At 59.2% G+C, this 19,929-nt stretch carries 17 protein-coding genes; 13 read left to right on the forward strand and 4 right to left on the reverse strand.

Annotated features, from left to right (window positions below; all coding sequences use genetic code 11):
- Positions 1 to 100: 100 nt before the first annotated feature.
- The 9 genes from AB731_RS05435 (at position 101) to tatC (ending at position 7,581) form a co-directional block, all read left to right on the forward strand.
- Positions 101 to 751, forward strand: a complete 651-nt coding sequence (locus tag AB731_RS05435) for a hypothetical protein (RefSeq protein ID WP_047092108.1) — start codon at positions 101 to 103, stop codon at positions 749 to 751.
- A gap of 87 nt (positions 752 to 838) precedes the next feature.
- Positions 839 to 2,593 (forward strand): arginine--tRNA ligase, encoded by a 1,755-nt coding sequence (gene argS / locus AB731_RS05440; protein ID WP_047092107.1) that lies wholly within the window; start codon positions 839 to 841, stop codon positions 2,591 to 2,593.
- A 3-nt stretch (positions 2,594 to 2,596) separates the two neighbouring features.
- Positions 2,597 to 3,337 carry an SPOR domain-containing protein gene (locus tag AB731_RS05445; protein WP_052768818.1) on the forward strand — a complete coding sequence of 247 codons (741 nt, stop codon included), beginning with the start codon at positions 2,597 to 2,599 and terminating at the stop codon, positions 3,335 to 3,337.
- Positions 3,338 to 3,421: 84 nt separating this feature from the next.
- Entirely contained in the window at positions 3,422 to 4,441 is a 1,020-nt protein-coding gene (gene nagZ, locus AB731_RS05450) for a beta-N-acetylhexosaminidase (protein ID WP_047092106.1), read from the forward strand.
- Entirely contained in the window at positions 4,438 to 5,241 is an 804-nt protein-coding gene (locus AB731_RS05455) for a segregation and condensation protein A (protein ID WP_047092105.1), read from the forward strand. The genes nagZ and AB731_RS05455 overlap by 4 nt, the downstream gene beginning before the upstream one ends.
- Positions 5,238 to 5,903: an SMC-Scp complex subunit ScpB gene (scpB, locus tag AB731_RS05460; RefSeq protein WP_047092104.1), complete on the forward strand. Its 666-nt coding sequence runs from the start codon at positions 5,238 to 5,240 to the stop codon at positions 5,901 to 5,903. Before AB731_RS05455 ends, scpB begins: the two co-directional genes overlap by 4 nt.
- Before the next feature lie 34 nt (positions 5,904 to 5,937).
- Complete coding sequence (tatA, locus tag AB731_RS05465) at positions 5,938 to 6,192, forward strand: twin-arginine translocase TatA/TatE family subunit (RefSeq protein WP_047092103.1); 255 nt, start codon at positions 5,938 to 5,940, stop codon at positions 6,190 to 6,192.
- Positions 6,193 to 6,216: 24 nt separating this feature from the next.
- Positions 6,217 to 6,741, forward strand: coding sequence for a Sec-independent protein translocase protein TatB (gene tatB / locus AB731_RS14360; RefSeq protein ID WP_047092102.1), 525 nt, complete (start codon positions 6,217 to 6,219; stop codon positions 6,739 to 6,741).
- A gap of 3 nt (positions 6,742 to 6,744) precedes the next feature.
- The gene (gene tatC, locus AB731_RS05475; RefSeq protein WP_047092101.1) at positions 6,745 to 7,581 is read left to right on the forward strand and encodes a twin-arginine translocase subunit TatC; all 837 of its coding nucleotides are present in this window, start codon (positions 6,745 to 6,747) and stop codon (positions 7,579 to 7,581) included.
- 146 nt (positions 7,582 to 7,727) lie between these two features.
- Here the strand turns inward: tatC and AB731_RS05480 are convergent, their stop codons facing one another.
- The 3 genes from AB731_RS05480 to AB731_RS05490 form a co-directional block, all read right to left on the reverse strand.
- Positions 7,728 to 7,958, reverse strand: coding sequence for a hypothetical protein (locus AB731_RS05480; RefSeq protein WP_047092100.1), 231 nt, complete (start codon positions 7,956 to 7,958; stop codon positions 7,728 to 7,730).
- 79 nt (positions 7,959 to 8,037) lie between these two features.
- Positions 8,038 to 9,738: an amidohydrolase gene (locus AB731_RS05485; RefSeq protein ID WP_047092099.1), complete on the reverse strand. Its 1,701-nt coding sequence runs from the start codon at positions 9,736 to 9,738 to the stop codon at positions 8,038 to 8,040.
- Positions 9,735 to 10,625, reverse strand: coding sequence for an NAD(P)-dependent oxidoreductase (locus AB731_RS05490; protein WP_047092098.1), 891 nt, complete (start codon positions 10,623 to 10,625; stop codon positions 9,735 to 9,737). The genes AB731_RS05485 and AB731_RS05490 overlap by 4 nt, the downstream gene beginning before the upstream one ends.
- 116 nt (positions 10,626 to 10,741) lie before the next feature.
- Here AB731_RS05490 and AB731_RS05495 point away from each other — a divergent pair, with 116 nt between their 5' ends.
- The 4 genes from AB731_RS05495 to AB731_RS05510 all read left to right on the forward strand — a co-directional run bounded on the left by AB731_RS05495 (position 10,742) and on the right by AB731_RS05510 (position 19,355).
- Entirely contained in the window at positions 10,742 to 11,962 is a 1,221-nt protein-coding gene (locus tag AB731_RS05495; RefSeq protein WP_082126350.1) for a threonine ammonia-lyase, read from the forward strand.
- Between the two features lie 172 nt (positions 11,963 to 12,134).
- Positions 12,135 to 12,986 carry an arginyltransferase gene (locus tag AB731_RS05500; protein WP_047092096.1) on the forward strand — a complete coding sequence of 284 codons (852 nt, stop codon included), beginning with the start codon at positions 12,135 to 12,137 and terminating at the stop codon, positions 12,984 to 12,986.
- Positions 12,987 to 13,020: 34 nt separating this feature from the next.
- Positions 13,021 to 15,126 (forward strand): autotransporter assembly complex protein TamA, encoded by a 2,106-nt coding sequence (locus tag AB731_RS05505; RefSeq protein WP_231638853.1) that lies wholly within the window; start codon positions 13,021 to 13,023, stop codon positions 15,124 to 15,126.
- Positions 15,126 to 19,355, forward strand: coding sequence for a translocation/assembly module TamB domain-containing protein (locus tag AB731_RS05510; RefSeq protein ID WP_052768817.1), 4,230 nt, complete (start codon positions 15,126 to 15,128; stop codon positions 19,353 to 19,355). Before AB731_RS05505 ends, AB731_RS05510 begins: the two co-directional genes overlap by 1 nt.
- On the opposite strand, the gene AB731_RS05515 is transcribed toward AB731_RS05510, so the two are convergent.
- Positions 19,352 to 19,924 carry a fasciclin domain-containing protein gene (locus AB731_RS05515; RefSeq protein ID WP_082126352.1) on the reverse strand — a complete coding sequence of 191 codons (573 nt, stop codon included), beginning with the start codon at positions 19,922 to 19,924 and terminating at the stop codon, positions 19,352 to 19,354. The two genes, AB731_RS05510 and AB731_RS05515, sit on opposite strands and share 4 nt — an antisense overlap.
- Positions 19,925 to 19,929: the final 5 nt, after the last annotated feature.

A 19,929-nucleotide genomic window follows, 5' to 3' on the forward strand; every position in this document is an offset into this window, starting at 1 on the left:
GCTGTCTCTAGCGGTTGTAGGGCTCCCGTGAAAGGGCTAGGAGCCTGTTCGTTTGAACGGGCCTCATGTTGCCCCGTTCTCGCCATTATCAAGGACGCATATGCAGTTTCGATCCGCCCTTTTTGCACTCGCCATACCCGCCGCCCTGCTTTCGGGCTGTGCCAAAGATGGTGATATTGTTGTCGACCAGGGCGTGGGAATCACCTCGCTACGTTCAGTATGCCCTGCTGTCGGCGTGCCGGATTACACCGGTGATGTGACATTGTTTTCCCGCCCAGATGCGCGCACTGCCGATGCATTGGATGTATCAGCGGCAATCACCAATGTCCGCAGCGATTGTAATGATACAGGCGAGCAGGTTTACACCTCAGCCACCTTCGATGTCGTCGCTGTACGGCGCGATGTGCGTGGCGCACGAACCGTTGAGCTGCCTTACTTCTCTACCGTCATGCGCGGCGGAACGTCAGTTGTCGCCAAGCGGATCGGAACGGTAACGCTGAATTTTGCCGACGGGCAGGAGCGCGCACAGGGCAGCGGCACAGCCGGAGCCTATGTGGACCGCGCTGCGGCAACACTGCCGGAAGATATTCGTGACCGGATTACCCGCCGCAGGCGAGCAGGTGATCAGTCCGCTGCGATCGATCCCTTGTCCGAACCTGATGTGCGCGCAGCCGTGGCCCGCGCCACGTTCGAATTGCTGATCGGCTTTCAGTTGGACGAAGATCAACTCGCCTACAACGCGACTCGGTAAGAGCGCTCTTTAAATTGACGTGAGTCGCAGCGAATGCTGTGACCTGTTTGAGGGAGGCTCCCGCCTTCGCGGGAGCTCACGAAGTATATGACCGAGACACAAGCAAACACTCTGTATTCCGCATTTACGGCCCGGATCGATGCTGTTCTGGACGCGCTGGAGATGGAAGGCGATCTGCCGCCTGATACCAACCGTGCCAATGTGAGCGTAGAACCGCCGCGTGATCCGTCGCACGGCGACCTTTCCACCAATGCCGCCATGGTCCTGGCGAAGGGTGCCGCGACCAACCCGCGCGCTCTCGCGGAAAAGATTGTCGAGCATCTGGCACACGATCCAATGATCGAAAGCGCCGAGATTGCAGGACCCGGTTTCATCAATTTGCGCCTTGCGCGGCAAAACTGGATCGAAGAACTCGCCGCCATAGCGGAGCTTGGCGCTGATTACGGCAAGTCCGCGATGGGCGCGGGTGCCCGCGTGAATGTGGAATATGTCTCCGCCAACCCGACCGGCCCAATGCACATGGGCCATTGCCGCGGGGCGGTTGTGGGAGATGCGCTGGCATCACTGCTCGAATTTGCCGGTCATGAGGTCACGCGCGAATATTACGTCAATGACGCTGGCGGGCAGGTCGACACGCTCGCCCGGTCGGCACACCTGCGCTACCGCGAGGCACTTGGCGACGACATAGGCGATATCCCTGAGGGTCTGTATCCCGGCGATTATCTGGTGCCGGTTGGAAAGGCCGCCGCAGAAGAATTCGGCGATCGTTTCCAGTCCCTGCCGGAAAGCGAATGGCTGCCGATTTTCCGCGCTTTTGCAGTCGAACGGATGATGGATCTGATCAAATCGGATCTCGCAATGCTCGGCATCAAGCATGACGTTTTCTCATCGGAAGCAGCTTTGCAGGCGGCAAAAAAGCCCGAAGCTGCCGAGGCGTGGCTGCGCGAACATGATCTGGTGTACGATGGCGTGCTGGAAGCGCCCAAAGGCAAGGCTCCACCCGAAGATTGGGAGCCGGTTGAGCTGCCGCTGTTTCGCAGCACCAGATATGGCGACGACCAGGATCGCCCGATCAAGAAGTCAGACGGCAAATGGACCTATTTCGGCGCTGACCTCGCCTATCACATGCAGAAGGCCGAAAGCGCCGATGCGCTGATCGACGTATGGGGTGCGGATCATTCCGGCACTGTAAAACGGATCAAGGCGGCAGTCGCGGCATTGTCCGAAGGGCAGGGCGAACCAATCCCGTTCGACGTGAAACTGGTCCAGATGGTCCAGCTCTTGCGCGGCGGAGAGCCGGTGAAAATGTCCAAACGCTCCGGCAATTTCGTCACCATCGCGGACATGGTGGAAGAAGTGGGGAAGGACGTTGTGCGTTTCTCAATGCTTACCCGCAAGCCCGAAGCGCAGATGGATTTCGATTTTGCGAAGGTGGTGGAGCAGTCCAAGGACAATCCGGTATTCTATGTCCAATATGCGCATGCGCGGATCAGCTCTATCCTGCGCAAGGCTGCAGCTGAAGGCATCACCCCTTCGGCCGATGGGCTTGATTTGCTGGGTGAGCACGATCTTGCAGTGATCAAACAGGCTGCGCAGTTCCCGCGCGAAGTCGAAGCCGCCGCGCGCTCCCGCGAGGCGCACCGCATTGCTTTTTACCTTTATGACCTCGCGGCGGAGTTTCATGCGCTGTGGAACATGGGCAATGATGATGCGGAAAAACGCTTCATTGTGGCACAGAATCCCGCACTATCGGCGGCGAGGCTTTTTCTGGCATCCCAAATCGGGCAGGTGATTCGAAACGGTTTGGCGTTATTGGGCGTTGAGGCGGTCGAGGAGTTGTAAGCGATGACGTATCCGGGTGACGAAGAAAACAACCTGGAACACGATCCGGGGGAAGGCGTCGGGAATTCCTGGGCGGAAGAGGAGCAGCTTGCTCTCGCCGACGAAGATGAAGACCTGCCCTGGCTCGAAGCAGACGAATATGAAGAAGAAGGCGGCTTCGACTGGCGCCTTGTCACATATGCGCTGCTAGGTCTCGCCGTTGTCGGTGCCGCGCTTGCTGCACTGTGGTTTGGCCTGCGCGATCGCCCTGACGCGGAACTTGTCGCCGATGGCAGCACGATAGAGGCGCCCGAAGGTGCATATAAGCAGCGCCCGGACGATCCCGGCGGCACCGAAGTTGCGGGCACAGGCGATCAGGCTTTTGAAGTTGCGGAAGGCGAAAGCACCCGTAGCCGGATCGCAGATAACGACCAAACCGCCAGCGCGGCACGCCCCACTATTGACCGCAATCAGAATGGCAGCAGCAGCGAAAGCGGATCTACCGACGCGGCACCTGCGGCTGACAGCAGTGGTGCGGTCTATGTCCAGATCGGCGCATTTGGCAGCGAATCCGATGCTGAAACCGCATGGAACAGTGCTTCGGGCCGTTACAGTGCGCTTTCCGGTTTGCGTCACCGCGTTGTAGAGGCTGATGTAAACGGGGCGAAAGTGTATCGTTTGCAAGCCATCGCCGGGAATCGTTCAAGCGCCGACGCTACATGCCGCGCAATCCGCAATGCAGGCGGTGATTGCTACATCCGGTAATGGATGGCCGGTGGCGGATGTTTTCCCCGATGGCTTGTGTCAAACCGCTTGCGTGAAGCACCGGATTAAGGCGTAAACAGGCGTATGACGCCTGCAATCTTTGGCCTGTCCGGTCCCAAGCTGACCGATGATGAACGTGCCTTCTTCAAAGAGGCCGATCCGGCAGGTTACATCCTGTTCGCGCGCAATTGCGACAACCGCGAGCAATTGCGCGCGCTGACCGATGAATTGCGCGCAATCCATGGTCGCAATCGCCTGCTGATATCAATCGATCAGGAAGGCGGCCGCGTCGTCCGGATGAAGCCGCCAGAGTGGGATAGATATCCGCCGCAGGGTGTCTTCGCGAAGCTGTATGAGATCGCCCCGGCGAGCGCGATTCAGGCGGCGCGTGCCAATGCGCAATTGCTTGCGCTGGACCTGACCGAGGTTGGCATTACGGTCGATTACCTGCCGTTGCTTGATGTGCCCATAAAGGGTTCACATGATGTCATAGGTGACCGTGCGATGGGCTACGAACCGATGCAGGTCGCCGCGTTGGGGCGCGCCGTGCTGGATGGGCTGGCGCGCGGCGGTGTTGCCGGTTGCATAAAGCACATGCCTGGGCATGGCCGGGCGACGGTGGATAGCCACAAGGATTTGCCCCTTGTAACCGCCTCTGCAGAGGAGCTTGAAACCGATATCGCGCCCTTCGCGAAGCTGAATGAGGCGCCCATGGCAATGACGGCGCATATCCGCTTCACCGCATGGGATGCAGAACGCCCGGCGACACAATCCGAATACGTGATTGAAAAGATCATCCGTCAGCGGATTGGCTTTGGCGGACTGCTGTTGACGGACGATATTGATATGGAAGCGCTGGACGGGTCAGTACCTGAACGTTCAGCCCGTGCCATCGCGGCTGGATGCGATATTGTGCTGAATTGCTGGGGCAAACAGCGTGACATGACGGGCATCGTCGCCGCCCTGCCGGCGATGTCTCAGGCGACTGCAACACGGCTTGAAAATGCGTTGATGCATGTCGGCACAATCGGCGATGCAACCTTGCGGGCAGACCTGGTGGAAAGCCGGGACAGCCTGCTCGCCATCGCCGGAGTTGCTGCATGAACACCGGCAATCTTTTTGCAGTCGAAGCCGGCAGCGGAGAAGATTGGAATGGCGTCGCTGCACCGGCGCCCGATGATGATAGTGCGCTGTATCTGGAGCTTGACGGCTGGGAAGGCCCGCTGGACTTGCTGCTCGACCTGGCACGGCGGCAGAAAGTCGATCTCAAGTCGATTTCCATTCTTGCACTGGTCGACCAGTATATCGCCTATATCGAGCGGGCGGAGGCGTTGAAGCTGGAAATCGCCGCCGACTATCTCGTGATGGCCGCCTGGCTGGCATATCTAAAATCCGGGATGCTGCTACCAAAGGAGGAGCAGGAAGACCCGAGCCCCGAAGAACTCGCCCTGAAACTGCAATTACGCCTGCAACGCCTTGGTGCGATGCGCGAAGCAGGTGCGCGTTTGATGGGGCGGGACCGGCTGGGGCGCGATGTCTTTGCGCGCGGTGCGCCGGAAGGCCTGAAGGTGCTGCGCAAGAATGCGTGGCAATGTGACTGGTACAGCCTCGTTTACGCATATGGGCAGGTGAAACTGCGGACCGAACCAGTGGTGCATATGGTGGCAGAGCGTCCGGTGATGACGCTCGATTCCGCGCTCGAACGTGTGTCGGCCATACTTGGTGTCAGTGTGGACTGGATGGAAATCCGCTCCTTCCTGCCGAACAACGCTGATCCTCGGCTGAAGAAATCTGCACTGGCTTCCAGTTTCGTCGCAGCACTGGAACTGGCGCGCACCGGCCGGGCAGAACTGCGGCAGGCCGATATCTTCGGGCCGCTGCATTTGCGCCGGGTATCTGCATGAGTGATCAGCCATCGGAACTCGTCCGCGCTGTTGAGGCATGCCTGTTCGCTGCCGAAGAGCCGATGACGCATCAACAGATTGGCGCGCATCTGGGCGATGCCGATGTGCGGGAGGCGCTGTTACAATTGCAGGCGCTCTATGCAGGGCGCGGCGTGGTTCTGGTAGAGCGCGGAAAGCACTGGCAATTCCAGACCGCGCCCGATCTTGCCCATCTGTTGCGCCGCGAGAAGGAACAGCTGCGTCGCCTCTCCCGCGCTGCTACCGAAGTGCTTGCGATTATCGCTTATCATGAACCCGTCAGTCGCGCGGAGATCGAGGCAATCCGCGGCGTGCAGACCAGCAGCGGCACGCTGGATGTACTGATGGAAGCGGGCTGGGTTCGTGCGGCGGGCCGGCGCGAAGTCCCCGGTCGCCCTGTCATTTACGCCACAACGCCCGATTTCCTGAGCCATTTTGGCCTTGAATCCCGCAAGGATTTGCCGGGCCTGGATGAGCTCAAAGCGGCTGGCCTGCTCGATCCGGTTGATGACACCTATGAAGACATGGTGGCGCAGAAGGAAGAACAGCTCGCTGCCGCAGAAGCTCAGGTTGAAGAAGGCGAAGAAGAGAATTCTGACGCGGAAGATGCGGCAATGCTGGAAAACCGCGGCGAAAGCGCCTAGATTGGTATCATAGCGTTACCCTAAGGAAAGTCCCATGCAGCCAGGTATTTGGCAGATTTTGATTGTCGCCCTCGTCGTTCTCGTCCTTTTTGGTCGAGGACGAATTTCTGAAATGATGGGTGATTTCGGCAAGGGAATCAGTAGCTTCAAGAAGGGTATGACAGAGGAAAACCGCGCGTCTTCCGAAGTGAACCCGCAAATCGAAGCGCCGGCGACCACAACTGCGCCCACTACCGCGCCCGCCGCTTCCGAAACTACCGAGTCTCAGGCCGACAAGCCCGCGTCCTAAACATTTTAAGCGAGCGCCGCAGCCATGTTTGATATCGGCGCAACCGAATTGCTGCTTCTGATAGTGGTGGCGATCCTGGTGATCGGCCCGAAGGATATGCCACTTGCGCTGCGCACTGTGGGCAAGTGGGTCGGCAAGTTCCGCAAGATGTCCGCCCAGTTCCGTACTGGCTTCGACAATATCGTCCGCGAAGCCGAGCTGGATGAAATGGAGCAAAAGTGGAAAGCGCAAAATGAAAAGATCATGCGCGAACATCCCGGCGGCGTATCTGCAGAAATGGAACCGACAGGAGCCTATCCGTCAAATTTGCCGCCTGAAAAGGCCGCGGAAATTCGCAAGCTGGCGGCACAGGGTGACGAGCAGGCCATTATCGCTGTAAAGGAAGAGCAAGCCATAATCGCGGCCAAGGAAGCGGCAGCCGCAGTCGATCCCGCACCTGAAGCTGCCGGTAATGCGCCCGCAGCCACGGCAGAGAGCAAACTGGCTGCGTCAGAGGGTGATGCTAACGCGGAGCCGAAAGCACCGCCAGGCCCGGCGAAGGAAGCCTAGCCGATGGCCCTCAAACTGAAAGATCTGGACGATACGCAGGCACCTCTGCTCGATCATTTGATTGAACTGCGCGGCAGGTTGGTCCGTGCTGTTGCGGCGTTGGGCGCGGCGTTTGCGGTATGTTTCTATTTTGCTGATCAGATTTTCGGTTTCCTCGTGCGCCCGCTGACCCGGGCTTTTCCCGAAGGGCAGGGGCAACTGATCTATACGCGGCTTTACGAAGCTTTCTTCGTGGAAATCAAAGTCGCTTTGTTTGCAGCCTTTTTCATAGCGTTCCCTGTGATCGCGAACCAGCTTTGGGCCTTTGTCGCGCCAGGACTTTATGCGCGGGAAAAGAGGGCCTTTCTGCCTTTCCTTATCGCTACACCGGTATTGTTCACACTAGGCGGATCGCTCGCTTATTTCGTGGTGATGCCGCTGGCTTTCACCTGGTTCTTGGGGTTCCAGGGAGAATCGGGCGGGCTGGAGGCGCAGGCGCTGCCTGCAATGGGCGATTACCTCGATCTGGTGATGCGGTTCATCCTTGCCTTTGGGGTCAGCTTTCTGCTGCCTGTACTGTTGATGCTGCTCAACCGGGCGGGCCTTGTATCGCGCACGCAGTTGGTGGCAGCGCGCCGTTATGTCATTGTGGCCGTGTTTGCTGTGGCAGCGATCATCACGCCGCCCGATCCGGTCACCCAGATCATGCTTGCTGCCCCCCTTATCGTGCTGTTCGAAGGCTCTTTGTTGCTGATGCGCATTACCGAAAAGCGCGGCCTCAAGGCCAAGGCTGCCGAAAGCACAGATGACACAGAAGGCGCTACTTCTGTCGTAAAGAAGGCGGAAGACCCCGCGGAGTAGGTCATCACGCGGCTTGGCCGCATGATGACCGATCAGTGCGCACCGCACCGCCATGTGGTAATATGGATCAATCCGGTACCGAAAATCTGCACAAAAAAACGGGGCCACTCAGGACCCCGTTTTGAAATCTGTATGATGTGATCAGCTTACGGGCTGGTCGGCAGCGGTTCTTCATCATCGCTGGCCGCAATGATGATGCCTGCAATGATTGCCGCAGCGGCGAGCAATGCGATGAAGATGCCGTTTTGCCCCTCAAGCTGTTCGCCCTGTGCATCCACGGAAGCGGGCAGGCGATCGATGGACGATTCCTGCGCGAGCACTGGTGTTGCGGTAAGCGCGATAACGGCGGCGGCAGTTGTAAACGTCTTGGCGATCATGGGATCCTTATCCTCTAATTACTCGTCGTAGCCAGTCTCTTAGCGCGATTTTGTTCGGATGGCGAGAAAAAATCTTGGCTTATCGACCAGCAGCTTCTGCCCCGTGCGGGCCTTCTATCAGCGGGTTCTGAACATCCGCATCATAAACACGCTGTCCAGCTATCCACGTTTCCATAACCTGAACCCCGCGAATCTGTTCGGGACTTGCGAGCAGCGGGTCGGCGGAAAGGAACACGAAATCAGCACGTTCTCCCGGGGCGAGGCGGCCAAAGCGGCCATCGGCAAAACCTGCATAGGCAGCGTTGGCGGTGTACGCGGCTAGCGCTTGTTCGCGGCTTATCGTCTGTTCGGGTAGCCATCCGCCAAATGGTTCGCCCTCTGCATTCGTGCGGCTGACCGCAGCGGCAATCCCCGACAGCGGGTCAACGGGTTCGACAGGTGCATCGGTTCCGAAAGCCAGCGTGCCGCCCTGATCCAGGATGGTTCGCCAGGCATATGCGCCGTCCAGCCGGTCGGCACCCAGCCGCGCTTCTGCCATGAACATGTCGCTGGTCTGGTGAACCGGCTGCATGCTGGCGATGATGCCGTGCTGGCCGAACATTGCCATGTCCGAGGTGTCCACGATCTGCGCATGTTCGACGCGCCACCGGCGGTCGCCTGTATAGTCTTTGGCCAGCTCGTCGATGGCCTGCAGCAGGTCGGCATTGGCCGCATCGCCAATGGCGTGGACAGCGATCTGGAAGTTGTCGAGCGCTGCGCGGCTCATGAGATTGCGCAACTGCGTGCCGCTGGTGAGTGGAAGTCCCTGATTGCCTGGATCATCGGCATACGGTTGCTTCAGCAAGGCACCTCGAGATCCAAGCGCGCCGTCCAGCTTCACTTTCAATCCGTTGAGGCGCAGTCGATCTTCGTACAGCCATTGCGTTGGCCCCGGTCCGCCGATCAACAGCATTTCTGCCAGAGAGTCGGCGTAAGCCATTATCCGGATTTGCAGCCATCCCGCATCGCCCGCGCGGCGTATCGTCATCCAGTCTTCTACGGTTGTGCCCATATCGGCCATGGCCGTTATTCCAAAACTGAGCAGCAATTGCTGCGCGTTATACAGCGCCAGGTCGCGGTCTTCGGGTAAGGGCGGGGGGACTTGAGACGTTACAAGGTCTGTCGCGTTGTCGATCAGCACCCCGGCAGGCGCGCCGTTCGCAAGCCGTTCAATCCGGCCGCCAGCGGGATTGCGCGTCTGAGCTGTGACATTGCCCGCAGCCAGAGCCAGGGAATTGCCCCAGTGCGCATGATTGTCTGCCCGTTCGAGCCAGACGGGTCTGTCCGATACGACTGCGTCCAGTTCGGCTGCCGTGGGAAACCGGTCAAGACCCCAGCGTTCCTGGTTCCACCCGCGCCCGATGATCCACGGGCGATCGGGATTGGCGGCGGCGTAAGCTGCGATCCGGCTGAGCGCTTCCTCCAGCGATTGCGTGCCGGAAAGGTCAAGCACCAGAGTTCCCAGGCCAAGGTCCATGAGATGCGCGTGACCGTCAATAAATCCCGGCACCATTACGCGCCCGTCGCCATCCACGCGGTATTCGATTTCGCGCGTCGGCCTGTCTCCAAAATCGAGAATTTCGGAAATGCGCCCGTCTTCGTCGATCACCAGTCCGGCAAACCGGTCGACAGATCCGTCCCGATTGACAGAGATGCCGTTGACGTTGTCGATCCATGTGTCGGCAAGTGCAGTGGATGACATACAAAGCAGCGTGAGGGCAGCTGCAAAACGGGTAATCATTGCTTGATCTCCGGAAGGTGGCGGATGAGGGCGCTCGTGTCCTGACGGGAGCCACCTGCGGCCTGTACTTGCGCATAGAATTGATCGACCAGGGCGGCGACGGGAAGCGAGGCTCCTTTCGCCTTGCCTTCAGCCAAAGCGATAGCGAGATCTTTCCGCATCCAGTCTATTGCAAAACCGAAGTCGAACTCTCCCTGAACCATGGTCTGCCAGCGGTTTTCCATTTGCCAGCTTTGCGCCGCGCCGCCGGATATGGCCTCAAGCACCTTATCCGTATCCACGCCGGTCGCCTGCGCCAACCGCACGCCTTCGGAAAGGCCTGCCAATACCCCTGCAATGCACACCTGATTGACAGCCTTGCAGGCCTGCCCCGCGCCGGCACCGCCGATGTGAACGATACGCGCGGCATAAGCTTCCATCACGGGCGTGGCCGCAGCCATCGCCGCGTCCGATCCGCCGCACATGATGGCCAGCTTGCCATTCTGCGCACCGGCCTGCCCGCCCGATACCGGCGCATCGACCGCCAGCAGACCGTGATTTTGGCAGGTTTCGGCAATACAGCGCGCAAGTGCGGGCGAAACGGTCGTATGATCTACGAAAACAGCGCCTTTGCGCATCGCCGAAAGGGCGCCATCAGCGCCCAGCATGACGTGCGCCAGATCATCATCATTGCCAAGGCAGGCAAGGACCACATCCTTGTCCGCCACAGCCTCTGCCGCGGTCGCAGCGGTGACAACCTCCACCCCTTCATCCGCCAAACCTTGTTGCCACGCCTCTGCGCGAGTGGTGGTGCGGTTGTATCCTGTAACGATGTGTCCGGCGCGGGCGAGGTGGCCAGCCATGGGCGCGCCCATCACGCCAAGGCCCAGAAATGCAATATTTGTCATGGGATGCGTGATTGCCGTGTTCGCTGCCAAGACGCAATCCGGCAAAGACAAAGTTTGTGCGCGGAAACACCTCCGCCTATTCCCCTGACGCTTCCATTTGGCTAGGCGCAATGCCCATGACTGAAGCCACCCTCACACTCGCCGATATCCGTGAAGCCGCAAAGCGCATCGAAGGTGCGGTGGTACGAACGCCAACGCTTCATTCGAAAACGCTGTCTGCGATTACCGGCGCGAATATCTGGCTGAAGTTTGAAAACCTGCAGTTTACCGCCGCTTATAAAGAGCGCGGCGCGCTGAACGCATTGTTGCAACTGACCGACGAACAGCGTGCACGCGGCGTGATTGCGGCCTCTGCCGGAAATCATTCCCAAGGCCTTAGTTATCATGGCACCCGTCTGGGCGTGCCCGTCACCATCGTGATGCCGCGCACCACGCCGGTGGTAAAGGTGATGCAGACCGAAGCGGTGGGCGGCAATGTCGTGCTTGAAGGCGAAACATTCGACGATGCCTATGCTCACGCCCGCCAACTGGAAGCGGAACTGAGCCTTACGTTCGTGCATCCTTTCGATGATCCACATGTGGCTGCAGGTGCAGGCACGGTGGCGCTTGAAATGCTGGAAGATGCGCCTGCGCTCGACTGTATCGTTGTCCCGATCGGCGGCGGCGGGCTTGTCAGCGGGATGGGGACGGTGGCCAAAGCCCACGAACCCCCCATCGAAGTGATCGGAGCCGAGGCAAGGCTTTTTCCCAGCAGCCACAACGCCCGCTTCGGGGGAGGTCTGCCATGCGGCGGCGATACGCTTGCTGAAGGTATTGCGGTGAAAGAGCCGGGAAAATTCACCAGCCGGGTAATTGAGCGGGTGGTCGATGATATCGTGCTGGTCGATGAACCCCATCTGGAAGAAGCGGTCAGCCTGCTGTTGCAGATTGAAAAGACCGTGGTCGAAGGGGCGGGCGCAGCCGGGCTGGCGGCCATTCTTTCCAGCCCAGAACGGTTCAAGGGCAAGAATATCGGGCTGGTCCTGTGCGGAGGCAACATTGATACCCGGCTGCTGGCCAATGTGCTGCTACGCGATCTTGCCCGGTCCGGCAGATTGGCGCGGCTCCAGATTACCTTGCAGGATCGCCCCGGTGCCCTGTTCAAGGTGATGCGCGAGTTCGATGCGCATAATGTCAATATAATCGAGATTTACCACCAGCGTATTTTCACCAATTTGCCTGCCAAAGGCCTTGTGACCGATATCGAATGCGAAGCGCGAGACCGGCAGCAGTTGGAAGCTCTGGTCAAATCGCTGACCGATAAAGGTTATCATGTAAGCCAAGTGGAATTGAACTGACCCGTTACGGGGCGCTTGTCGGCGCAGGTCAGGCGATTGTGGAAATTATCTCTGCACAAGACACATTTTGTGGTTAACATGGTTCTCCTGAGCGAATCCCATGTGCAATACAGGTGTTCGCCGCACGTACCGCTGTGTGACAGACCATTAGGCAAAAGGATCTCATCCACCCGTGACGGCTCCCGTTCGCTTCCCCCGATTTTTCGTGACGAGCCCTGCTCCGTGCCCGTATCTTGCCGGGAAGACGGAGCGGAAGGTCTTTACGGAACTGAAAGGGCCGCATGCCGAACAGCTGAATGATGCACTTGGGCGGATCGGCTTTCGCCGCAGCCAGACAGTTGCCTATCGCCCGTCCTGCGTGGATTGCCGCGCCTGCGTATCGGTTCGCGTCGCGGCCATGGATTATCGGCCATCAAGTTCGCAGAAGCGCATTTTGAAGCGCAATTCCGATCTAGTGACTGCCGAATGCCGCCCCTGGGCAACCACTGAACAATTTGATCTGCTGCAACGCTATCTCGAACATCGCCATCCCGGCGGCGGCATGGCAGCGATGGATGAAATCGACTTCGCCGATATGGTCGAACACACCAGCGTTTCGAGTTTTGTCGTTGAATACAGGGAACCTTCTGATAACGGAACACAGGGTCGCCTGGTCGCGGCTTGCCTGATGGACAGGCAGGCCGACGGTCTTTCCATGATTTACAGCTTCTATGACCCGGAGCACGAGGACCGCAACGGGCTTGGTACATATGTCATTCTTGACCATATTCGCCGGGCTGCGGACCTGGGGCTTCCCTATGTCTACCTTGGTTACTGGGTGGAAGGATCGGACCGGATGCAGTACAAGGTACGCTTCCGCCCGCTTGAACTGCTTGGCCCGGATGGCTGGCACCGTCTGTCCGATGCAGAACAGCGCGATCTTATCGAGCGGGTTACCTCCGGGGGCGGAGAAAGAGCACCAGCACCCGATGGCGGTTCCAAAGACAACACACCTGGCTTGCAGCGCGAATACAAACTCGCCTGATATCGCCCCAGCTCTATCCAGACTGACCACTGCCTTGGCGGCGGTCCTGGCGCTCACCGCGCAACCTGTGCTTGCGCAAGACAGGCAAGATGCACCGAGCCTTGAGGATCTGATTCCGGATTCTGCCGTCGATAATCCTGAAGAATGGGCGCGCGACGGTGTGACTGCAGAGGCGGCAGAGCAGGAAGATGCGCCGCTTCCGCTTGATCCGGATGCTCCGCTGGCGGAAATGCCACAGATTACGATTCCGTGGCCCGAACAGGTCGATCTGCCGCAGCTTGCGCCGCTCGAACCCGAAGAGCCGATAGAGTTTGCCACCTTCGAAGAGCAAATCCCGCCGATCCCCGCAGGCAGTGAAGAACGCATTTCCGAAGAACTGGTACTGGTCTTCCCGTCGGACACGTCGCTGTTCCCCGAACGCGATGAATTCCTTGACCGGTTCAAAGCGCTTTCAACGATTGAACAGCTGGACGATGAAGGCAATCTCGCGCGGCTGAGGGTGCAGGCCCGCAATGACGAGGCGCTGCTCCAGCAGATGCTTCGCGTGTATGGCTATTACGACGCACAAATTATCAGGAGCGTTGGCGAAGTGGATGAGGGGATCGAAGTTGATCTCCAGGACCCGGCTGCGCGTTTCGATATCATTCCGGGCGTGCGGTACCGGTTTGGCGCTGTTGATCTTGGCAACCTTTCCGCTGCAGGCGATGATTTCGCGGCGTTGCGTTCTGTATTCGAGATTTATCCGGGTGATCCCGTCTCGCTCGATGCGATTGAAACCGAGCAGGCAGACCTTGATACAGCGCTTGGCGAAAGCGGTTTCGCGTTTGCTGCGATTGAAGAGCCAGCGCTGCTGATCGACCATGACCGCGTGGAAGGTGATCTCACCATGCCGGTCGAACCGGGCGGGAAATATAATCTTGGTGTCGTGACCAGCGATCTTCCCGATTTCCTTTCGGGCGAGCACCTTACGCGAATTGCGCGCTGGGAATCCGGTGATCTTTATCGGCGCAGTGATGAAATGGATCTGCGCCGCGCAATTCTTGCCACCGGTCTGGTTGGCTCTGTCACACTGACCCCGGTCGTGGTCGAAGAGCCGGTTGGCGACCAGCCGGGACTGCTCAACATGGCTGCTTCGCTTGAACCGGCGCCGCTGCGTTCCCTGGCGGCCGGTATCGGCATCGGTACAGAAACCGGCATTCGCATCAATGGATCGTGGGAACACCGCAATTTCTTCCCGTCCGAAGGCCTGCTTCGTGTGCGCGGTACAATCGGCACTCAGGAACAGCTGCTTGGCGTCACCGTTCGCAAGAACAATTTCACCGGGCGTGACCGTATCCTGACGCTTGATGCCTATGCCAGCACGATTGATTATGATGCCTATGACGCACGGACCATCTCTGCCGTCGGCACGTTCGAGCGTATCAGCACGCTATTGTTCCAGAAACAGTTGAGCTGGTCAGTCGGGCTGGAACTGGTCGCGACACAGGAAAGCGAACTGGACAGCGAAGGCAACGCGCTGGAACGGGAGACCTATTTTGTCGCCGCTTTGCCGCTGTTTGCGCAGCTGGATAATTCGGACGATCTGCTCAATCCCACCGAAGGCTGGCGCGTATCCGCCAATCTTTCACCTGAAATATCGGACAATGACGGCGTGCAAAGCTTTTACGTTCGCAGTCAGGCCGATGCATCCTATTACCAGTCGATCGGCGAAAACAACGTGCTGGCGGGCCGGGTGCGGGTGGCAAGCATACCAGGAGCGCAAATCGCAGGCATCGCCCCGTCACGGCGGATCTACGCAGGCGGCGGCGGATCAGTGCGCGGTTACGGTTACCGAGAAATCGGTCCGCGTAATGATGAAGGCAATCCCATCGGTGGTCGCAGCGTGGTCGAACTGTCGGCAGAGGCGCGTATCGGCACCAGTTTCATGGATGGCGCGATCAGCGTTGTGCCCTTTGTGGATGCAGGGTCTGTCGGCGAGGGTGCGGTGCCAAGCTTTGACTCCATCAAATTCGGCGCGGGTGTAGGTGTTCGCTACGCCACCGGATTTGGCCCGTTGCGGCTGGACGTAGCTTTTCCGGTCAATCCGGGTCCCAATGACAATTGGATCGCGGTCTATGTCGCTTTGGGGCAGGCTTTCTGATGTCCGGAGATGCGGTCACTGATGGCGAAGCTCTGGTTGAGACAGAAACCGGCGCGCCGGCAAAGCGCAAACGGCGCTTCCTGACAGCTCCGCTCAAGGCGATTGTCTGGCTGCTGCTGGGCATTGCCGCCCTCGTGATTCTGTTCGTCGGCTTTCTGCACACACCGCCGGGACGACAATTCATCGTCGATCAGATTTCGCAAGTCGCGCCAGCTTCCGGGCTATCTGTGGAAGTGGGCGAGATAGAAGGTTCGGTCCTGTGGAGCGCCACGCTGAAGGACGTCAAATTCCGCGATGCGAATGACACGCTGTTCCTGGAAGTCCCTCTGATTGATCTCAATTGGCGGCCGTACAAATGGTTCACCAGCGGGCTGGATGTGCGCCATCTGGTGCTGACGGACGGCACGCTCTACGCCGCGCCGGAACTGATCGCAGGCGATCCCGATGCGCCGGTTCTGCCCGACTTCGATATCCGGATTGACCGCTTTGCCATCGTCAATCTGACCGTTGCCGAAGGCTTGCTGGGTGAAGAGCGGACAGTGGATTTCGCCGCAGAAACCAATATCCGCGACGGGCTGGTATACCTGGATGCAGGCGGTGAGTTTGGCGGCGGCGATGTGTTTAAAGCGCTTGTCCATGCCGAACCGGATGGCGACCGGTTCGACCTCGATCTTGATTGGCAGGCTCCCCGTGACGGCTTCCTGGCGGCCATGGTCGGCGCGCAAAGTGATCTTTCGGTCCAATTGAAGGGCGATGGCACCTGGACTTCCTGGGAAGGCGAGCTGGACGCGGTACAGGGCGGTGCCGACCTGCTTGATTTCGATATCTATAACGACGGCGGGCAATATCGCATTGTCGGCCGGGCGCGTCCCGGCACATATGTAGAGGGTCTGCCAGCCCGCGCTCTGGGCGAGACGGTCATGCTGACTGCGTCCGGCACGTTGGAGGATAGCGTTCTGGAAGGCGATTTCGTACTCCGCGCGAGCGGAGTGAATGCCGATGGTGCTGGCGCAATCGATCTGGCCAATAACAGCTTCGACAATGTTCGTCTCGCCGCACAATTGCTCGACCCCACGCTGTTTTCCGAAGATGTTGCGCTGAATGGCGCCAATCTCGAGGCGACACTGAACGGGGCCTTCCGCGACCTGACAGTGCCCCACCGTCTGAATGTCGCGGAAATCGACGCGAGCGGGATCATAGTGTCCGGCGTCACGCAAAACGGTACGCTGGCGTATGACGGAACGCGCTTCACTGTGCCTGTGGATGCTGGCATCGCACGGATTGTCAGCGGAAACGCGCTGTTCGATCCACGGCTGGTGAACGGCACAGTCGGCGGGACACTGGTCTATGCTGGCAGTGAACTTCTTTCAGACAATCTGGCGGTGAACTTCTCGGGGCTGGAGGCGCAACTAGGCCTTAACAGCAATCTAGGGACCGGCCTGACGCAGGTCACGGGGCCAGTGAACATCGCAGACCTGCCGTTCGACGGGATCGGGACAATAGACGCTGGCGCGCAAATCCGCTTTGCCATTGGCGGCGGAGCGCCGTGGAGCCTTGATGCCGATTTGCAGGGCCGCGTGGATACGGTCACGAATGCTACGCTCGCAAACCTGGCAGGCGAGAACATCCGCTTTACCGGCGGCCTTTCGCTTGGCTCCGGCTCACCGGTCGCTTTCGATAACATGCGCATCAATGCCAGCAAGCTTTCACTGACGCTTGATGGGCGTGTTGATGCAGAGGGCACGACACTGGCCGGATCCGGACGGCATGTGGATTACGGCCCCTTTACGGTGGAAGCCTTGCTGGCCGATGATGGCCCGCGCGCTGCACTGGTGTTCGCCGATCCTCTTCCAGCCGCCGGACTTACCGATGTGCGCGTGGTGCTGGCCCCGTCAGAAAACGGATTTGCCATCGATACGCAAGGAGGATCGCTGCTTGGCGCATTCGATGGACAGATCAATCTGAACATCGCCGAGAATGGTGACACTTTTATCGACATTACCCGGCTGGACGTGGCTCAATCGCGCGTTTCGGGCGTATTGCAAATCATCGAAGGCGGCGTTGCGGGCGATCTGGACCTGTCGCGCGGTGGTATCGACGGCACTATCGGCCTCGCTGTGCGCGATGGCGGGCAAGGTTTCGATATCGATGTGAATGCGAACAATGCGCGTTTCGGCGGTGACACACCGCTTGCCATCAATCGCGGAACTATCGACGCAAGCGGACTGATATCGGCTGACGGGACGACTGTGCGTGGCTTTGCCAGTTTGCAGGGCCTGTCATACGGCAACATTTTCATTGGCCGACTGGCTGCAAGAGCGCAGCTGATCGACGGGATCGGATCGTTTGACGCAGCTTTGACGGGCAGGCGGGGAAGCCGCTTCGAACTGGCGATCAACGGCAATGCAACCGCAGAACGGATTGCGGTGGCAGTGGATGGATCCTACGCCGGACGTGATATTAGCATGCCGCGCCGCGCTGTGCTTACAGCACTGGAAGGCGGCGGCTGGCAGTTGGAGCGGTCGCAATTGTCGTTCGGCGACGGCTTTGTGCTCGCCAGCGGGCGCATCGGTGCAGACGCTTCGATGTCGGGGAATGTGTCGCTCGCCAATATGCCGCTTGGCCTCGCCGATGTTCTCACAGGCGAACTGGGTGTGGGCGGTACGGTATCTGGCGTGCTTGAATTTACTGGCGGGGCCGGCGGGTTGCCAACCGGTGAAGCTCGGCTGATGATCGAAGATCTGACACGCGCAAGTTCCCTCCTGACTTCGCGCCCGATGGATATCGCGATTGTTGGACAATTGTCAGAGACATTGGCTCAGGCGCGCGCAGTCATATCCGACGGCGGTAACGCGGACGGGCGCTTGCAGGGGCGCATCGCCAATCTGCCGCAGACCGGCAGCCTGATTCAGCGCCTTTATGCTGGTGATTTGTTCGCGCAATTGCGGTTTAACGGTGACGCTGCCGCGCTTTGGCGATTGGCCGCAATCGACCTTCTTGATGTTACCGGCGATCTTGAAGTGGCCGCGGATTTGCGCGGGTCCTTGGGTGATCCGCAAGTGCGTGGTTCAATTTCAGGCGATGCGCTGCGTGTGCGCAGCGGGCTGACTGGAACAGACGTCACCGGCGTAAGTGCACGTGGCCGGTTCGACGGATCGCGTTTCAACCTCACCAGCTTTGCCGGGACGGCGCCGAACGGCGGGCGTGTGAGCGGGAGCGGCTTTATCGATCTTTCGGGCATCACCGCATCACGTGGGCCCAGGATGGATATTCGACTGGCTGCCACAAATGCCCAGATCCTTGATATCGCCAATATGGGCGCCACGATTACCGGGCCGATGCGGATTGTTTCGAACGGCGTGGGCGGCACGATTGCAGGCCGTCTGCGCGCCAGTGATGTTCGATGGCGACTGGGCATGACTGCAGAAGCGATTGCGCAATTGCCAAGCGTCAATACCAGGCAAATCAATTTGCCGGCTGATGTGGCCCCGGTTGCTGTGAACACCGGCCCATGGCGCTATCTGATCGATGTTCGCGCACCGGGCGGTATCCAGGTCGACGGAATGGGTCTGGAAAGCGAATGGCGGACAAATAACCTCCAAATCCGCGGGACGACTGACGATCCGCGTCTTGGCGGCGAAGTCAGCGTGGTACCGCGGCAGGGTTTCTACTCATTTGCAGGAACGCGGTTCGAGATCACGCAAGGTGATATCTACTTCGATGAAAATGCGCCCATCGATCCGCGGATTGATCTGGTCGCAGAGACCGAGGTGGATGCGCTTTCTGTGACAGTGAACGTGCGTGGCAACGCCAGCCAGCCGGATATAGCATTCTCGTCCGTACCTGCGTTGCCGGAGGAAGAGTTGTTGGCGCGGTTGCTGTTCGGCGGTTCAATAACCAATCTTTCGGCTACCGATGCCCTGCAATTGGGCGCTGCGGTCGCTAGCCTTCGTGGTGGATCAGGCGTTGGCCCGATCAACCAGCTGCGCAACGCTATCGGCCTCGACCGGTTGCGCATTGTGGCCGCTGACCCGGCGCTGGACAGGGGTACCTCTGTCGCTTTGGGCAAGAACTTCGGCCGCCGGTTCTATGTCGAAATTATCACGGACGGTGCGGGCTATTCCGCCAGCAATGTGGAATTCCGCGTGACCAGCTGGCTCAACCTGCTGGCGACCGTAAGTACTGTGGGCCGCAATAGCGCAGCGTTGGAATACCGGCGCGACTATTAACCTTCGGGGCTGATGTCCTTCAAAACCGCATCAACCGGCAAAACCACGCCATTCACGCCGAGCATTTCAGTTGTGATGGCGGCGGATGAAGAACCATCAGCCGCAGTCACAGTCAAAGTATCCCCGTCCATATCGAAGGTCAGCGCGCCTGCTCCCATCGTTTGCATTTCGACCGGCCCGCCACTGGCTTCGATCGCGGCCACGAGGTCTTCCGATGTCAGATAGCCAGGCACGATATGATCACGCAGCGCGGCAATCAATGCGGGCCGCGCTTCAGCACCGCTGAAGCTTTCATCCAGCGCTGCAAGCGCGCCATCAGTCGGAGCGAAAACGGTGTAGGCAGCCATTCCGTCAAACGTTTGCGCCAGGCCTGCATCTTCGACCAGCTCCTCCACCGTGTTCAAATTATCCGCGCCGGCGATCAGGGCGGCAATATTCTGCGTACCGGGCGCGTTTTGCGCTGTGTCTGGTCCCTGGGCTGATGGCTCCGCACCACATGCGGCAAGAGCCAGCAGACTTGCTGCGGCAATCGCGCACATGGACGCGCGCCCGAAATTATTAGGCAACATGATCA

This window comes from Aurantiacibacter marinus, assembly GCF_001021555.1.
Lineage (GTDB): Bacteria > Pseudomonadota > Alphaproteobacteria > Sphingomonadales > Sphingomonadaceae > Alteraurantiacibacter > Alteraurantiacibacter marinus.

Excerpts from the sequence above, each read along its gene's own strand:
- AB731_RS05490 (WP_047092098.1), bottom strand. The coding sequence starts at position 10,625 with ATGACAAATATTGCATTTCTGGGCCTTGGCGTGATGGGCGCGCCCATG.
- AB731_RS05495 (WP_082126350.1), top strand. The coding sequence starts at position 10,742 with ATGACTGAAGCCACCCTCACACTCGCCGATATCCGTGAAGCCGCAAAG.
- AB731_RS05485 (WP_047092099.1), bottom strand. The coding sequence starts at position 9,738 with ATGATTACCCGTTTTGCAGCTGCCCTCACGCTGCTTTGTATGTCATCC.
- tatC (WP_047092101.1), top strand. The coding sequence starts at position 6,745 with ATGGCCCTCAAACTGAAAGATCTGGACGATACGCAGGCACCTCTGCTC.
- scpB (WP_047092104.1), top strand. The coding sequence starts at position 5,238 with ATGAGTGATCAGCCATCGGAACTCGTCCGCGCTGTTGAGGCATGCCTG.
- argS (WP_047092107.1), top strand. The coding sequence starts at position 839 with ATGACCGAGACACAAGCAAACACTCTGTATTCCGCATTTACGGCCCGG.
- AB731_RS05455 (WP_047092105.1), top strand. The coding sequence starts at position 4,438 with ATGAACACCGGCAATCTTTTTGCAGTCGAAGCCGGCAGCGGAGAAGAT.
- AB731_RS05515 (WP_082126352.1), bottom strand. The coding sequence starts at position 19,924 with ATGTTGCCTAATAATTTCGGGCGCGCGTCCATGTGCGCGATTGCCGCA.
- tatA (WP_047092103.1), top strand. The coding sequence starts at position 5,938 with ATGCAGCCAGGTATTTGGCAGATTTTGATTGTCGCCCTCGTCGTTCTC.
- AB731_RS05435 (WP_047092108.1), top strand. The coding sequence starts at position 101 with ATGCAGTTTCGATCCGCCCTTTTTGCACTCGCCATACCCGCCGCCCTG.
- AB731_RS05445 (WP_052768818.1), top strand. The coding sequence starts at position 2,597 with ATGACGTATCCGGGTGACGAAGAAAACAACCTGGAACACGATCCGGGG.
- tatB (WP_047092102.1), top strand. The coding sequence starts at position 6,217 with ATGTTTGATATCGGCGCAACCGAATTGCTGCTTCTGATAGTGGTGGCG.
- nagZ (WP_047092106.1), top strand. The coding sequence starts at position 3,422 with ATGACGCCTGCAATCTTTGGCCTGTCCGGTCCCAAGCTGACCGATGAT.
- AB731_RS05480 (WP_047092100.1), bottom strand. The coding sequence starts at position 7,958 with ATGATCGCCAAGACGTTTACAACTGCCGCCGCCGTTATCGCGCTTACC.
- AB731_RS05510 (WP_052768817.1), top strand. The coding sequence starts at position 15,126 with ATGTCCGGAGATGCGGTCACTGATGGCGAAGCTCTGGTTGAGACAGAA.